The organism is Gordonia aichiensis NBRC 108223 (assembly GCF_000332975.1).
GTDB classification, from domain to species: domain Bacteria; phylum Actinomycetota; class Actinomycetes; order Mycobacteriales; family Mycobacteriaceae; genus Gordonia; species Gordonia aichiensis.
Map to the genome: position 1 here is coordinate 55,145 of NZ_BANR01000018.1, position 15,175 is coordinate 70,319.

General features: G+C 66.2%; 15 protein-coding genes. 6 read left to right on the forward strand and 9 right to left on the reverse strand.

Features of this window, described 5'->3' with window-relative positions:
* Nucleotides 1–25: 25 nt before the first annotated feature.
* The 5 genes from GOACH_RS16215 to guaB1 form a co-directional block, all read right to left on the reverse strand.
* Nucleotides 26–2,245, reverse strand: a complete 2,220-nt coding sequence (locus GOACH_RS16215; protein ID WP_005176959.1) for a malate synthase G — start codon at nt 2,243–2,245, stop codon at nt 26–28.
* Nucleotides 2,246–2,386: 141 nt separating this feature from the next.
* Nucleotides 2,387–3,298: a hypothetical protein gene (locus GOACH_RS16220; protein ID WP_040518996.1), complete on the reverse strand. Its 912-nt coding sequence runs from the start codon at nt 3,296–3,298 to the stop codon at nt 2,387–2,389.
* Between the two features lie 2 nt (nt 3,299–3,300).
* On the reverse strand, nt 3,301–4,377 hold the full coding sequence (locus GOACH_RS16225; protein WP_005176966.1) for a hemolysin family protein: 1,077 nt from the start codon (nt 4,375–4,377) through the stop codon (nt 3,301–3,303).
* A complete protein-coding gene (locus GOACH_RS16230) occupies nt 4,374–5,777 on the reverse strand; it encodes a hemolysin family protein (protein WP_005176969.1) in 1,404 nt (467 codons plus the stop codon). Before GOACH_RS16230 ends, GOACH_RS16225 begins: the two co-directional genes overlap by 4 nt.
* A 153-nt stretch (nt 5,778–5,930) precedes the next feature.
* Entirely contained in the window at nt 5,931–7,370 is a 1,440-nt protein-coding gene (gene guaB1 / locus GOACH_RS16235) for a GMP reductase (protein ID WP_040518997.1), read from the reverse strand.
* 126 nt (nt 7,371–7,496) lie between these two features.
* Here guaB1 and GOACH_RS16240 point away from each other — a divergent pair, with 126 nt between their 5' ends.
* Entirely contained in the window at nt 7,497–8,549 is a 1,053-nt protein-coding gene (locus GOACH_RS16240) for a glycosyltransferase family 2 protein (RefSeq protein WP_245551921.1), read from the forward strand.
* 1 nt (nt 8,550) lies between these two features.
* Here GOACH_RS16240 and GOACH_RS16245 read toward each other — a convergent pair whose 3' ends face one another.
* The 4 genes from GOACH_RS16245 to GOACH_RS16260 all read right to left on the reverse strand — a co-directional run bounded on the left by GOACH_RS16245 (nt 8,551) and on the right by GOACH_RS16260 (nt 12,327).
* Nucleotides 8,551–9,258 carry a PIG-L deacetylase family protein gene (locus tag GOACH_RS16245; RefSeq protein ID WP_005176983.1) on the reverse strand — a complete coding sequence of 236 codons (708 nt, stop codon included), beginning with the start codon at nt 9,256–9,258 and terminating at the stop codon, nt 8,551–8,553.
* Nucleotides 9,259–9,278: 20 nt separating this feature from the next.
* A complete protein-coding gene (gnd, locus tag GOACH_RS16250; RefSeq protein WP_005176986.1) occupies nt 9,279–10,739 on the reverse strand; it encodes an NADP-dependent phosphogluconate dehydrogenase in 1,461 nt (486 codons plus the stop codon).
* Between the two features lie 179 nt (nt 10,740–10,918).
* Entirely contained in the window at nt 10,919–11,869 is a 951-nt protein-coding gene (locus GOACH_RS16255; protein WP_005176989.1) for a M56 family metallopeptidase, read from the reverse strand.
* A 59-nt stretch (nt 11,870–11,928) separates the two neighbouring features.
* A complete protein-coding gene (locus tag GOACH_RS16260; RefSeq protein ID WP_005176990.1) occupies nt 11,929–12,327 on the reverse strand; it encodes a BlaI/MecI/CopY family transcriptional regulator in 399 nt (132 codons plus the stop codon).
* Between the two features lie 88 nt (nt 12,328–12,415).
* Between GOACH_RS16260 and GOACH_RS23805 the strand changes: the two genes are divergently transcribed.
* The 5 genes from GOACH_RS23805 to GOACH_RS16280 all read left to right on the forward strand — a co-directional run bounded on the left by GOACH_RS23805 (nt 12,416) and on the right by GOACH_RS16280 (nt 15,175).
* Entirely contained in the window at nt 12,416–12,580 is a 165-nt protein-coding gene (locus GOACH_RS23805) for a hypothetical protein (RefSeq protein ID WP_157227781.1), read from the forward strand.
* 45 nt (nt 12,581–12,625) lie between these two features.
* Nucleotides 12,626–13,051, forward strand: coding sequence for a PaaI family thioesterase (locus tag GOACH_RS16265; RefSeq protein WP_005176991.1), 426 nt, complete (start codon nt 12,626–12,628; stop codon nt 13,049–13,051).
* A gap of 26 nt (nt 13,052–13,077) precedes the next feature.
* On the forward strand, nt 13,078–14,295 hold the full coding sequence (locus GOACH_RS16270) for a DUF6986 family protein (RefSeq protein ID WP_005176992.1): 1,218 nt from the start codon (nt 13,078–13,080) through the stop codon (nt 14,293–14,295).
* A gap of 93 nt (nt 14,296–14,388) precedes the next feature.
* The gene (locus tag GOACH_RS16275; protein ID WP_040518977.1) at nt 14,389–14,691 is read left to right on the forward strand and encodes an urease subunit gamma; all 303 of its coding nucleotides are present in this window, start codon (nt 14,389–14,391) and stop codon (nt 14,689–14,691) included.
* A gap of 154 nt (nt 14,692–14,845) precedes the next feature.
* Nucleotides 14,846–15,175: an urease subunit beta gene (locus GOACH_RS16280; protein WP_005176994.1), complete on the forward strand. Its 330-nt coding sequence runs from the start codon at nt 14,846–14,848 to the stop codon at nt 15,173–15,175.

Sequence of the window (15,175 nt, forward strand, 5' to 3'; positions counted from 1 at the left end):
CGCCTGTCCGGGACCTCACGCGTGCTCACGCCTTGGCCGCAGCAGCCTTGTACTCGCGGCGCTTGCGATGCAGGATCGGCTCGGTGTAGCCGCTCGGCTGCTTCGCACCCTCGAGGATAAGTTCCTTCGCGGCCTGGAATGCGATATTCGTGTCGAAATCCGGAGCCATCGGCGAGTAGTCGGGGTCGTCGGCGTTCTGCCTGTCGACCACCGGCGCCATCCGCTCGAGCGCGGCGACGACGTCGTCGGCGCTCACGATCCCGTGGTGAATCCAGTTGGCGAGGAGCTGGCTGGAGATACGCAGGGTTGCGCGATCCTCCATGAGCGCGACGTCGTGGATGTCGGGCACCTTCGAACAACCGACGCCGTGATCGATCCAGCGCACCACGTAGCCCAGGATGGACTGGCAGTTGTTGTCGAGTTCTTCCTTCTTCTCCGCATCGGACCAGTCGGTCTTGGGTGCGAGCGGGATGGTCAGGATGTCGTCGACCGACGCCGGGTCGCGCTTGGCGATCTCGTCCTGGCGCTCGAACACGTCGACGAGGTGGTAGTGCATCGCGTGCAGCGTCGCGCCGGTGGGCGAGGGCACCCATGCGGTGCTCGCACCGGCCTGCGGCTGGGCGATCTTCTGCTCCACCATGTCGCGCATGAGATCGGTCATGGCCCACATGCCCTTACCGATCTGGGCCTTGTGCTGCAGACCGGCATGCAGCCCGATATCGACGTTGGAATCCTCGTAGGCGAGCATCCAGGTGGCCTTTTTCATCTCACCCTTGCGGATCATCGCGCCCGCCTCCATGGAGGTGTGGATCTCGTCGCCGGTGCGGTCGAGGAAGCCGGTGTTGATGAACACCACGCGATCCTGCGCGGCCTTGATCGAGGCCTTGAGGTTGACCGACGTGCGGCGCTCCTCGTCCATGATGCCGACCTTGAGGGTGTTCTCGGGCAGGCCGAGGACCTGCTCGACGCGCTCGAACAACTCGACGGTGAACGCCACCTCGTCGGGTCCATGCATCTTGGGCTTGACGATGTAGATCGATCCGGTACGCGAGTTCTGCAGACCGTCCTGGTTGAGGCCGTGGATGCCTGCGAGTGAGGTGAACAACGCGTCGAGGATGCCCTCGGGAACCTCGTTGCCGTCGGCGTCGAGAACTGCGGGGTTGGTCATCAGATGGCCGACATTGCGCACGAACAGCAGCGATCGACCGTGCAGATCGAAGCCGGTGCCGTCAGGCGCGGTGTAGGTGCGGTTGGGGTTGAGCACGCGGGTGAAGGTCTTTCCGCCCTTGCTGACCTCTTCGGACAGGTCGCCCTTGTTGAGCCCGAGCCAGTTGCGGTAACCGAGGACCTTGTCGTCGGCGTCGACAGCCGCCACCGAATCCTCGAAGTCCATGATCGTGGTGATCGCGGACTCCATCACGACATCCTTGATGCCTGCCGGATCGGTTTGTCCGATCGGAGACGAGGGATCGATCTCGATGTCGAGATACAAACCGTTGTGGCGCAACAGGATCGAGGAGGGTGAGGCGGCGTCGCCGGTGTAGCCGGCGAACGCGGAGGGATCGGCGAGCGTCGATGTCGTGCCGTCGGCGAGCGTGACCTGCACAGCGCCGTCGACCACGGCGATCTTGGTGACGTCGGTGTAGCTGCACTGTTCGAGCGGAACAGCCTTGTCGAGGAAGCCCTTCGCGTACGCGATCACCTGGTCGCCGCGAACCTTGTTGTAGCCCTTACCCTTGTCGGCGCCGCCGTCCTCGCTGATGACATCGGTGCCGTAGAGGGCGTCGTAGAGTGAACCCCAACGGGCGTTGGACGCGTTGAGTGCGAAGCGTGCGTTGAGGATCGGGACGACGAGCTGCGGGCCCGCGGTCTCGGAGATCTCGCGGTCGACATTGGTCGTGCCGATCTGGAAGTCGGCGGGAACCTCGGCGAGGTAGCCGATGTCGGTGAGGAACTTCTTGTACTCACCGAACACAGCGGGATCGGTGAAGTCGACACCCTTGTGATCGCGGTGCCATGCGTCGATCTTGGTCTGGAGGTCGTCGCGCACGGCGAGCAGCTCCCGGTTCCGGGGCGCGAGATCGGTGATGACCGCCGCAGCGCCCTTCCAGAAGGCGTCCTTGTCGACACCGCTGCCCGGCAGCGCCTCGTTGTTGATGAAGTCGTAGAGCACGGTGGCGACCTGCAGGCCCTCCACATCGGTGCGGGCGGTGGAGTCTGGGGCGGGGGAATTCTGGTCCGACATAAGAGCCTTCCTTCTCCGGTGGCCCGGAAGCTGGTGTCGTCGGGATTCGGTGCCGAGATCCGCGCACGCCATCAGCCCTCATCGGGACAACAGGGGCGATCGTGAACTCGCTCTATGTTACTCGCGAGGTAAATCGCGTCGTCAGGAGGCGTCGAGGAGGGCGCCGAGGTAGGAACGAAGAGCGCGTCGTAGGTGCGCGCCGCGCTCGGCGATATCGGATTGCTCCCGGACGTACTCCGCACGCCCGGCGGGTGTCTCGATCCTGACGGGTGCGTAGCCGAGATCGCGCAGATCGTAGGGGCTCGCCCGCATGTCGAGTTCGCGGGCAGTGAGGGCGAGTCGGAACGCGTCGAAAGTGAGGTCAGCGGGAACCAGGGGCGTGAGACTGATACATGCCCGGTAGAGGTCCATGGTCGCGTGGAGACAGCCGGGTTGTTCGTTGTCGATCTGCGTCCGGCGCGACAGCGTCGATTCGTTGAGCGGCCGTGCCGGAGCCGTGAAGAAGCGAAATGCGTCGAAGTGGGTGCACCGCAGTGGCATCGATTCGACGACGGCGTCGGTAGCCGCGGAACCGAGTCGCAGGGGGACGTGATGGCGCGGGTTGTCGCTGCGGTAGACCATCGCCCACTCGTGCAGACCGAAGCACCCCAGCCGGGTAGGCCGCGACGCAGTCGCATCAAGGAGTGCGCAGGTCGCCAGCACTGCACCGCGACGTTTGACGACGAACTCGCGGTCGACCGTCACGCCACCCTGCGGAGTTCGGGCGTAGCCCCGCAGCGTCGACATCTTGTCGAGGAGGCGAGTGACCGTGGTGTTCGGTCGACCGCCCGACGCCAGCACGATCCCGTATCCGGGATGCCAACGTCGTATGTGCGAGGGACGCGCCGAGTAGTAGGTGAACAGGAAGTCGAGGACCGGGTGCTTCTCGCCGCGCGCGCGAGCGCGCAGATAGGGGCCGACGAGGTCCTCGACGCGGGCCGCGTGCTCATCGCGGCGCGCGAGCCAGACGTCGGGGGAGAGTTCGACCTCGGTGTCAGGACCTGCGCGCGGCATGGTCACACCCGGTGGGTTTCGTCGCGGACGGTGCCGACGAACTCCTCCACCAGGTCGGCGAGTGCCACGATGCCGACTGTGCGTCCCGAGTCGTCGACCACGGCACCGAGGTGCGAGCTTGTGCGGCGCAGCGTGCGCGTCGCGTCGTCGAGCGGCGTGTCGACGCCGATCACCGGAAGCGGGCGGATCTTGTCGACGCCGATGATCGTCTCCTGGCCGACGTTCTCGTCGAGGATGTCGTCGAGCACGTCCTTCAGATGGAGGTAGCCGGTGAACGTGCCGTCCAGCCCGCGCACCGGGAAGCGGGAGAAGCCGGTGTCACTGACGGCGCGTTCGACGGATCCCAGGGTGGGGCCGACCCCGCCGCTCACCGAATCGACTTCCACGTCGACGCTGCGCATCTTGTCGAGGGGGATCATCACCTCCGACACCGTGCGGGCGACCGACCGCAGCGCGCGGGTCAATCGCTCGTGCTCCTCGGCGTCGATCAGCCCCTCCTCGCGTGACTCGCCGAGCATCTGCGCGAGTTCGACCGGCGACACGGTCGAGTCGAGTTCGTCCTTCGGTTCGACGCGCAGCGCGCGAAGCGTGATGTTGGCCAGCCAGTTGTAGAACCCGATGAGCGGTCGGACCACCTTGATGAACGCGAGGTGGGCGGGGACGAGGAGCATCGCGGCCCGTTCCGGTCCCGCGAGTGCGATGTTCTTGGGCACCATCTCGCCGAGAAGGATGTGCAGCACCGCGACAAGGCCGAGTGCCACCGCGAACGAGATCGGATGCAGCAGCGAGTCGGGGACGTGCGCGACCTCGAGCGGCAGCTCCAGGATGTGCGCGACGGCCGGCTCGCCCACGCGGCCCAACAGGATCGAGCAGATCGTGATGCCCAACTGTGCGCCTGCCAGCATGAGCGAGAGGTGTTCGCTCGCACGGATCACCGTGCGCGCTTGCGACTTCCCGCTCTCGGCGAGAGCCTCGAGGCGGTCGCGTCGCGCCGAGATCAGGGAGAATTCCGCACCGACGAAGAACGCATTGCCCGCGAGCAGCACCACGGTGAGGACGACGGCCCAGGCATCGTTCATCGTGTGCTCCCCTGAGTCTCCGTCGGTTCGTCGTCGGAGTTGACCGGTGTCAGCCGGACGACGTCGACGCGTCGACCATCCATGGCGACCACGGTCGCGTTCCACGGGGTTTCATCGAACTCCTCGTCGGAGTCCTCCTCGTCGTCCTCGCGCAATGTCACGACCACGGGGAGGTCGACCGAGTCGTCGACCACCGGGATGCGGCCGAGTTCGTTCATGACCAACCCGCCGAGCGTGTCGTAGGGGCCGTCGGGTGCGCGATAGCCGGTGGCATCTGCGACCTCGTCGATGCGCAGCAGCCCCGACAGCAGGTATCCGTTGGCGTCGACCTGGACGTCGGCGCGCTCGTCGTCGTGCTCGTCGGTGACATCGCCGAGGATCTCCTCGATCAGATCCTCGGTGGTCACGATGCCCGCGGTGCCGCCGTACTCGTCGATGACCACACAGACCTCCATGCCGTCTGCGCGGATCTGCGCCATCAGCGCGTCGCCGTCGAGTGTGGTGGGAACAGTCGGAACCGAGCGGGCGATCGACGAGAGCGTGGTGGAGAGTTGCTCTTCGGGTGCGACCGTGAACGCCTGCTTGATGTGGACGACGCCGATCATGTCGTCGAGATCGCCGTCGCTGACGATCGGGAAGCGTGAGTGCCCGGTCCGCGATGTCGCCATGACGAGGTCGCGGATGGTGTCGTCCCGATCGAGGTACTCGACGGTGACCCGGGGAGTCATCAGATCCTCCGCGGTGAGTTCACCGAACTTCAGCGACCGATCGACGAGGATCGCCGTCTCCGGATCGATCGAACCCTGTTTGGCCGAGTTGCGCACCAGGGACCCGAACTCCGACGGTGATCGTGCCGATCTGAGTTCCTCGGCGGGTTCGATACCCAACCGGCGGACGATCCAGTTCGCGGCCCCGTTGAGACCCTTGATCACCCAGCGGAATGCGAGCGAGAAGTAGGCGAGCGGCGCTGCGGTGGCACGAGCCACCGCCATCGGGCGCGCGATGGCGATGTTCTTGGGCACCAACTCGCCAAGGACCATCGACAGCGACGTCGCGATGAGCAGCGCCAGGATCAGCGAGACGACCGAGGACACCGACTCGCTGACGCCCATCGCACGAAACGCGGGTTCGAGGATCAGTGCGAGCACCGGCTCCGCGATGTAACCGGTGATCAGCGTGGTGATCGTGATGCCGAGCTGGGCTCCGGAAAGCTGAAACGACAGGGTGCGGTGGGCGCGTTGAACGATGCGCGAACGGCGGTCGCCGCGCTGGGCGACCTCGGATTCGACGGCCGACCGCTCGAGCGCGGTGAGTGAGAACTCGGCTGCGACGAAGATCGCGGTGCCCAGGGTCAGCGCTATGAACCCGATCAGGCTGCCGATGATGATCAGTGCTTGCACGAGTCACCCCGGGGTCGAGTGAGTGTGGGCACGTCCGGTGCCTGTGGCACAGGCCATCCTCCATGATGCACCGAGTGGCCGGGGACAAACGCCGCGGAGTCGGTGCACTCCGCGGGCAACGCAGACCATTCTAAGTGCGACAACGGCGACGGCTCACCAACCGGTGGGCAGCGGCTTGCCCTCGGCGAAGCCCGCGGGCGACTGCACTCCGAGAACCACGCGCTCGCGGAGTTCGCCGAGCGAGCGCGCACCGGTGTAGGTCGCGGTGCTGCGCACCCCCGAGCAGATGTGGTCGATGAGGTCTTCGACGCTCGGACGCTCGGCGTCGAGCTTGATCCGGGAACTCGAGATGCCCTCCTCGAACAGGGCCTTGCGGGCCTGATCGAACGCGCTGTCTGCGGAGGTCCGCGCGGCAACGGCGCGTTTGGAGGCCATGCCGAAGCTCTCCTTGTACAGCGCTCCGGACGCATCGCGCTTGAGGTCGCCGGGCGACTCGAACGTCCCCGCAAACCACGAACCGATCATCACGTTCGACGCGCCTGCGGCAATGGCCAGTGCGACGTCGCGGGGGTGGCGCACACCCCCGTCAGCCCACACGTGCTTGCCCAGCTCTGCTGCAGTGGTGGAACATTCGGCGACAGCGGAGAACTGTGGGCGCCCCACGCCGGTCATCATCCTCGTGGTGCACATCGCGCCGGGCCCGACGCCGACCTTGACGATGTCGGCGCCTGCGTTGATCAGGTCGCGTGTGCCCGCTGCCGACACGACGTTGCCCGCGGCGAGCGGGACGCCGAGGTCGGCGGTGGCGACGGCGTCGAGGGCCGAGAGCATCTTGTCCTGGTGGCCGTGCGCTGTGTCGATGACCAACAGATCAGAACCGGCAGCCACCAGCGCCTTCGCCTTGCCGACGACGTCGCCGTTGATGCCGACTGCCGTCGCGATACGCAGCCTGTTCTCGTCGTCGACGGCCGGCCGGTAGATGCCGCTGCGCAGAGCGCCCGTACGGGTGACGACGCCAGCTAGACGGCCGTCGGCGTCGAGCATGATCGCAGCGTGCTGGTGCGCGGCGTCGAGGATCTCGAACACCTCGCGGACGTCGGTTCCCGAGGCCACCGACGCGAATCCGCGGTCGAGGACGTCCCCGAGGCGGGTGAAACGGTCGACGTCCGTGCAGGCAGCCTCGTCCACGGTGCCGACGGGGCGACCATCTGCGTCGACGACCACCACGATGCCGTGTGCACGCTTGGTGATGAGCGCGAGCGCGTCGCTGACGGAATCGTCGAGGCCCAGCGTCACCGGGGTGTCGGCGACGAGATCCCGCGACTTGACGAACGCGATACTCGACTCGACGGCCGGGATCGGCAGGTCTTGGGGCAGAACGACGAGGCCACCGCGGCGGGCGACGGTTTCGGCCATACGCTTGCCCGCGACGGCGGTCATGTTCGCGACGACGACCGGGATGGTTGTACCGGAGCCGTCCGACGACGCGAGATCGACGTCGAATCGGGAGATCACGTCACTGCGTGACGGAACGACGAAGACGTCGTCGTAGGTGAGGTCGTATGCGGGTGAGTGTCCCGAGAGAAAGCGCACGTACACACACTGTACCGGGCACGAGATCGCGGGCCGTCGCCAGTCGGCGCTGCGGTGCGAGTCGGACGATCGGACTCTTTCACCGCGTCCAAGGGTAGGCTAACTTTGCTGCGAGATGGCTGTGGGGTGACTGGGAACGGGGAGCGAGTGGGCGAGGTGGCGTCGACGCCCGATCGGATGCGTCTATCCGTGGTCATCCCGGTGTACCGGAGCGCTCGGTACATCGAGCCGTGTCTGCGATCGATCCTGGGTCAGCGCCGACCTCCTGATGAGATCGTTCTGGTCGACGACCATGGCGGCGACGGTTCGATAGGGCTTGCGACGCGCATCCTCACGTCGGCCGGGTTAGACCACCACGTCGTCGAGCTCGATCGCAATCACGGCGCAGGATTCGCGCGCAATGCCGGTGTACGCGCCGCGACCGGTGACGTCGTCTGGTTCTTCGACAGCGACGATCTCGCCGACCCCGCGTTCACCGTACGCATGCTCGCCGCACTGATCCGCGAACGCGCCGACTTCGCGTCGTGTCGCACGATGTTCGTCGATGAGAAAGGCGGGCCGCTCGGCGTTGCCGAACGGCGACGAGCGCGCCGTTCCGCGGTCAGTGGTGACGAGTTCGCCCGAATGCTCCTGCGGGGCAGGGTAAAGGCGTACCCGCCCGCGCGAGTGTTCCGCCGCGACATCCTCGGCGACGCGCCCTGGGACGAGCGCAGGGCATACGAGGACATGGCTGCAACCTTGCGGCTCGCTCTCCGGGCCGACCGCGTCGCCCTCGTCGATGACTCGCTGCTCTGGTATCGGCAGCACCCCGATTCGACGTCGCAGGTCACCTGTACACACACAGCCGACGTCTTCGCGATGGGCGACGAGGTCGCCCGACTGGTGCCCGAGCTCGTCGATCGGAATGCGTTCTGTACAGCGGGCCGGACCGCGGCACTCGCCCGTGCCTTCCGATATCGAGAGGTCCTCATACCCGCGGCGCACATGGCCATGCGCGCCGCGCACGCCGACTCCGGTGACGAAGACCTGCTCCGGTCGCTGATCGCCGAGTCGCGTCGACGGTCCTCACTCATCGACGTCGTCCCGCTGATCGCCGACGGTCAGCTGCGGTCGGCGGCATCTGCGGTCGGTATGGCGGCATCGCCGTCGACGTACGCGCGAGTGCTTCGCGTCCGGTGACTCATCGCAGGTCGCGTGAGATTTCCCAGAAGCGTTCGCGCGCAACGATGTTGTCGAGATCGAACTGTGTGTTCTGTGTCGGATAGCACTCGACGGCCGCGCGCTTGACCTCCATCGAACCGGTGGGCGGGTGCACGGGAGTCAACACGCATCCGCGCCAGCGAAGGGCGTCGCGACTGGCCATCTCGTCGCTGCGGCTGACGTTGCAGTAGGGAAGATCGGCGTACATCCACAACGTCACCGGCACGTGCGCCGCGAGAACCGCATTGCGTACGACCTTGTGGTCGGCATGCCGCACACCGAGCGGCCCGATGACCACCTGCGGCTGGTGCTTTTCCACGAGATCGGACACGGCGGCGGTCAACGCTGCGAGGTCGGCGCCACCGTACTGCTGATCGAGGAAGTCGAGATGCACCGACCGGGCGCCGAGAGTCGCGACAGCCTTCTCGTCTTCGGCCCGTCGGACGTCGACCGCTTCGGTCGACGACGCGAAGCCCGTCGACCGATCCCACTCGGTGTATTGCGGCGGATCGGGCCGACCGGCCAACATGGTCACGACGACGACGTCGTCCATTGCGGACAATGCGGCACCCGCGGAGTAGACCGCATCGTCGAGATGTGGAGAGATCACCAGCACCGTCGACGCGTTCTCGGTGCCGGTCCGATCCTCGACTGTTGCGTTGAGTCGGTCGTCACCCCCGACGTTCAATCGGTCGTCACCCCCGACGTTCAGTCGGTCTTCACCTCGGTGCGATCCTGGCCCCACAGTGTGTGGAAGGTACCTGGCTTGTCGATCCGCTTGTAGGTGTGAGCACCGAAGTAGTCGCGGAGGCCCTGTGTGAGTGCTGCCGGAAGCCGTTCGCTGCGCAGGCCGTCGTAGTAGGAGATCGACGACGCGAACGCGGGGACGGGCACGCCCATCAGAGTCGCCGTCGACACCACGCGGCGCCAGCTGTCGAGCGACGACTCCACCGCGTCGGTGAAGTACGGCGCGAGCAACAGGCTCGGCAGATCGGCATTGTCGGCGTAGGCGTCCCGAATCCTGTTGAGGAACTTGGCGCGGATGATGCACCCGCCGCGCCAGATCGTGGCGAGAGCGCCGCGGTCGACATTCCATCCGTATTCCTGGCTGCCGGCGCTGATTTCGTCGAATCCCTGTGCATAGGCGACCATCTTCGACGCGTAGAGCGCGCGGCGAATGTCCTCGATGAACTGCTTTTTGTCCTTCGGCGCCTCCGCGAGAGTTCCGGAGGCGAGTGAGGTCGCAGCGGAGCGCTGATCAGCGGCACTCGACAGTGCGCGGGCGAACACCGCCTCGGCGATACCGGTGACCGGAATGCCGAGGTCGAGCGCGGCCTTCACCGTCCAGCGGCCGGTGCCCTTCTGACCTGCCTGGTCGACGATCACGTCGACCAGCGGTTTTCCGGTTTCTGCGTCGACCTGTGCGAGCACCTGCGCGGTGATCTCGACGAGGTAGCTCTCGAGTTCGCCCTTGTTCCATTCGGCGAAGACGTCGGCGATCTCCGCAGGTGCCATGCCGAGGCCTCGGCGCATCAGGTCGTACGCCTCTCCGATGAGCTGCATGTCGGCGTACTCGATGCCGTTGTGCACCATCTTCACGAAGTGGCCGCTGCCGTCGGGCCCGATGTGGGTACAGCAGGGCTCGCCGTCGACATGCGCGGAGATCTTCTCGAGCATCGGGCCGACCGATTCGTAGGACACCGCCGGGCCGCCGGGCATGATCGACGGACCGTTCAGCGCGCCCTCCTCGCCGCCTGAGATGCCGGCGCCGATGAAGTTCAAGCCGCGTTCGGCCATCGCCGCCTCGCGACGAATCGTGTCGGTGAAGAGAGAGTTGCCGCCATCGATGATGATGTCGCCCTTCTCCATCACGTCGGCCAGCTCGGAGATGACGGCATCGGTGGGATCTCCCGCCTTGACCATGATCAGCACGCGGCGCGGTTTCTCGAGGGCGTCGACGAATTCCTGCATCGTCTCGGTGCGGATGAAGTCGCCCTCGCCGCCGTGCTCGTCGATGAGGGCGTCGGTCTTGGCGATGGAGCGGTTGTGGAGCGCCACGGTGTAGCCGTGGTGGGCGAAATTGCGGGCGATGTTGGAGCCCATGACTGCCAGGCCGGTGACTCCGATCTGGGCCTTCGACGACGCGGACGATGTGGCGGAGTTGGTCATGCCATCAGCCTATTGCCTCGACGGCATCCTGTGGTCCGTGGTGCCCGAAGTGTCGCATAACGTGCGGCCGATCCCAGATACCCGCGCGATCCGAGGAGGTCGGTGGCCGTGCGCAGAGTCTCACTGCGACGCGGGCGAGCCTGCTCAGCCTCAGTGCGAGGCGACGAGCCTGCTCAGCCTCAGTGCGAGGCGACGAGCCTGCTCAGCTCCGTGAGCCAGGGAATCGCGACCGCGAGCGTCGGCACGACGAGGATCGCGATCGCGCCGGAATAGGCAATGGTGACCAGCCAGATCGGCGCGCGGTCGTGGCGCAGCCGGTGCACGCGCGTCAGGGTTGTCGGTCCTCCTACGGCCATCGCGCCGCGTGGTGCGACGGCATCAGCGCACGCCACAAGCGCTCGTCCGAGGGTTGTGGGGGCGGTGGCGCGGACGGCCTGATCGTCGGCAAGTGCCTCCACGAGGAGTTCGACCGATCCGAGGGCCGATGAACTGCGCACGAAGCGGGGAAACGCCTCGTGAAGGGCGATGAAGGCTTCGAGAACGAGGTCGTGGCGTGCACGCAGGTGCGCGCGCTCGTGTGCGATGACGGCGACGAGTTCGTCGCGCGAGAGTCGGGACACCACGCCTTCGCTCAGAACGACACGTTGACGGATACCGGGCAGGCAATAGGCGAGGGGTTGTTCGACGTCGATCATGCGGATGTCGCGGCCGAACAGAGGATGGGTCTGATCCGAGCGGTCGCACCGATCGAGAATGTCGATGAGTTGCCGATGTTTTGCCCGGCGCGCGCGGGTGCGCACCCCGACCCGCACGACGGTGAACATCAACCGGGCGCCGATGATCAGGGTGAGAGCGAAAACGCCGACATAGCCGATCCACAGCGGCAGGCCCACACGTTCGATCTCACGGAGAGGGTGCGTCGTCGGCGCCCCGTCTGGCCCGGGGGAGAGCAGGTTGGCTGCAATGGCCAACCCGCAGCTGAATGCGGACAGGACAGCGGCGAGTGCAATGGCCTGCCACAGGGTCATCGCCGCGCGTGGTGCGCGGATCGGCCACTGGGCTCGCGACAACGCCTCGGGGGCAGGGCCGACGAACACCAGCGTCATGATGCCGAAGAGCAGTGCGGTCATCGAGTGCTGTCCTAGCGGTGGGCTGTGTAGGAGAGTGAATCAACCGTGCAAGAGTGAATCTAGCTGGTCTCCTGCGGTCCTCGTGCGGCTTCGAGTTCATCGAGTGCGCGGCGCAGTGCTGCGGCTTCGTCCGCACCGACGCGACCGACGAAGCTGACAAGCGCCGCGTGACGCGATCCCGGTGCGTGCGCCTCGCTCAGAGCATCGACCATCAAGGACGCGACGAGGTCTTCTCGAGGATGGGTGGGCACGTACTTGTGTGCGCGATCCTCGCGGATCTGGGTGACCAGGTTCTTCTTCGCCAGACGTTGCAGCACGGTCATCACCGTGGTGTAGGCGAGCGATCGATCGCGGGACAGGTCCGCGTGGACTTGTCGAACGGTCTGCGGGGTCGGACTCTCCCAGAGGGAGTCCATCACCGCGCGCTCGAGATCACCCAATCCGTTCATCTTTCGCATTTTACTGCCGTTTCCTCTGTTCGCTCGATGCCGGCCCCAAGTAATCCCCCGGGACGCTTGACAGCATTGGTAAGGCTAGCCTACATTCATGACAACGTCGGACCGCGCGAGAGTCCTGAGGGCTGCAGAGACCCCCGGTCCACGTCGCGGTAAGCCCCACATCCCCAACGGGATGTGGGGCTTACTGGTTCCCGTGGTTCGACGCCCGAGTGCTGCTCCGTCGAAGATCACAGGCGTATCGCTGGCGCGGTGAGGGTCTGCGATGCCGGTCGGTGATCGTCGTGACAGTCTTGTTCGCATGACAGTTGACACGGACAATCTCGGGCAGTTCCTGGCCAAGGGCCTCGACGCGACGCTGGGTCTGCAGTTCACGGAGATGGACGAGGACCACGTCGTCGCGACCCTGGAAATCCAGGCACATCATCACCAGCCGTTCGGCATCGTGCACGGCGGCGTGTACTGCGCGATCGCGGAAAGCGTTGCAAGCACCAGTGCCTTCGTGTGGCTGTCCACGCAGGGACCAGGACAGACGGCCGTCGGGGTCAACAACAACACCGACTTCCTGCGGTCGGTCAGCAGCGGTGTCGTGACCGCGACATCCTCACCGATCCATCGAGGACGCCGTCAGCAACTGTGGCGGGTGGAAATGGTCGACGACGCCGGACGTGTACTCGCGACATCGCAGGTACGACTCCAAAACATCGACATGCCCGCGGACGCGTGACGTCCCGCCGCATATTGGGCGATGACGTGCGACGGTCCGTCGAGGACCTGCTCGAACCCGTCGACGCCGATCTCGCGACGCTCTATCCCGGAGACCGTGCCGAACCGCAGCCGGTCCACACGGTGTACGTGAGCGCTGCCGACGCCGAGGAGCAGACGCCGCGGTCATGGGGCGACGAGGCTCGGAGGATTGCCGACGCCGCCTCGGTTGTCCTCGGGGAACTCGCGGATGACGACGTTGTGCAGATCGTGCGCGACCGCTTACGGACAAACCCGATCGAGGACCTCCGTATCGACCTCGAAGACGGGTACGGGTGGCGTGCCGACGCCGCCGAGGATGCCGACGCGCGACGCGCGGGCGAAGTGCTTGCGGAGTGGACGCGGCACCGGCCGTTCGCGCCTCGATCGGCGGGCGTGCGGGCCAAGGGGCTCGGGGCCGTCGAACGTCGACGTGGCCTGCGCACCCTCGAGCTGGTTCTCGACGCTGCGGGCGGCATCCCCGACGGGTTCGTGTTCACCGTGCCGAAGCTGCGCGACGTACGGCAGGTCGACGCCGTGAATCTGCTGTGCGCCGAGTTCGAGCGTGTCCATGGGGTTCCCGAGGGCTCGCTGCGATACGAACTGCAGATCGAGATCCCGCAGGCGATCCTCGGACCGGATGGTCGCGCAACGGTCGGAGAAGCGGTCCACCGCGGTGCCCCGCGTCTGCGCGGCCTGCACTACGGCACCTATGACTACAGCGCCGCGTGCGGGATCGTCTCGGCGCAGCAGTCTCTCGCGCATCCGGTGGCCGACCACGCCAAGAACGTCATGCAGGCGGCGGCCGCGCAGACCGGTGTGTGGCTCAGTGACGGCTCGACCCAGGTCATGCCGACCGGCGACGAGGCGCAGGTGGCGGCCGCGTTGCGGCGGCACCATTCGCTGGTCCTTCGTTCGCTGGAGCGTGGCTACTACCAAGGGTGGGATATGCACCCGGGTCATCTGATCACCAGGTGGGCCGCGGTGACCGGATTCTTCCGATCGGCGATGCCGCCCGCGGCGGCGCGACTGCAGGGCTATCTCGCACGTCGCGGGGGTGACGTGGTCGACGAGCCGGCCACCGCGATGTCGCTGGCGCTCGTCGTCGAACGTGGTCTGGCCGCCGGTGCGTTCACCGAGGCCGAGGTCACCGCGCTCGCGCCGCAGTGCACTGCCATCCGCCTCGCACAGTTGCGGGCCACCGGTGGCGCGCTCCTCGACGAGTGACGCGGCTTCGCCGAGCCGTCGCCGAGCGCGCGTGGCAGGATGACCACACCAGCAGTGGGGGTAGACCCCGCATCGTCGTGAAGAGGGGTTCAGGTGCGCCTGTCGCCACATGAACAAGAACGTTTGCTCATCTCCTACGCCGCGGAACTGGCCCGACGCAGGCAGGGCAGGGGCTTGAAATTGAATCATCCCGAGGCCGTGGCGGTGATCACCGACCACGTGCTCGAGGGTGCGCGTGACGGACGCAGCGTCGCCGAACTCATGGCGTCTGGTCGGGAGGTGCTCGCCCGCACGGATGTGATGGACGGGGTGCCCGAGATGCTCCATGACGTGCAGGTGGAGGCGACTTTCCCCGACGGGACAAAGCTCGTCACCGTGCATCATCCGATCGGTTGATGTTGACTCCGAGAATCACAGAACTTTCGAGAACCACAGGAATTTCGGGAGCCACAGGGACGCGAAGTGCCACGGCTGCAAGGCCTTCCACGATCGTGGTCGCCTACCCGGGCGCGCAGGTGATGCCTGCGCGGTTGCAGGAACGAGAGGTGCCATGTCCGACGACAGTCGTGCGGTGATCCCCGGTGAGGTTATTGCCGCCTCGGGAACCATAGAACTCAATGCAGGGGCGGACCCCGTGACGCTGACCGTCGTGAATACGGGTGATCGACCGGTCCAGGTCGGCAGTCACGTGCACTTTCCGCAGGCCAATCCGGCGCTCGATTTCGACAGGGCCGCTGCGCGGGGGCGTCGTCTCGACATCGCCGCCGGTACCGCGGTGCGCTTCGAACCCGGCATCGAGATGACCGTGACGCTCGTTCCTCTCGGCGGAACCCGTGAGGTCTACGGAATCTCGTTGGACGCGCCGGGAAAGGTTGACTGA

What these genes read in the sequence shown, in the direction of transcription:
- GOACH_RS16225 (WP_005176966.1), bottom strand. Translation starts at nt 4,377, where the DNA reads ATGAACGATGCCTGGGCCGTCGTCCTCACCGTGGTGCTGCTCGCGGGC.
- GOACH_RS16215 (WP_005176959.1), bottom strand. Translation starts at nt 2,245, where the DNA reads ATGTCGGACCAGAATTCCCCCGCCCCAGACTCCACCGCCCGCACCGAT.
- GOACH_RS16255 (WP_005176989.1), bottom strand. Translation starts at nt 11,869, where the DNA reads ATGACCGCACTGCTCTTCGGCATCATGACGCTGGTGTTCGTCGGCCCT.
- GOACH_RS23805 (WP_157227781.1), top strand. Translation starts at nt 12,416, where the DNA reads ATGACAACGTCGGACCGCGCGAGAGTCCTGAGGGCTGCAGAGACCCCC.
- GOACH_RS16280 (WP_005176994.1), top strand. Translation starts at nt 14,846, where the DNA reads ATGTCCGACGACAGTCGTGCGGTGATCCCCGGTGAGGTTATTGCCGCC.
- GOACH_RS16265 (WP_005176991.1), top strand. Translation starts at nt 12,626, where the DNA reads ATGACAGTTGACACGGACAATCTCGGGCAGTTCCTGGCCAAGGGCCTC.
- GOACH_RS16260 (WP_005176990.1), bottom strand. Translation starts at nt 12,327, where the DNA reads ATGCGAAAGATGAACGGATTGGGTGATCTCGAGCGCGCGGTGATGGAC.
- gnd (WP_005176986.1), bottom strand. Translation starts at nt 10,739, where the DNA reads ATGACCAACTCCGCCACATCGTCCGCGTCGTCGAAGGCCCAGATCGGA.
- GOACH_RS16220 (WP_040518996.1), bottom strand. Translation starts at nt 3,298, where the DNA reads ATGCCGCGCGCAGGTCCTGACACCGAGGTCGAACTCTCCCCCGACGTC.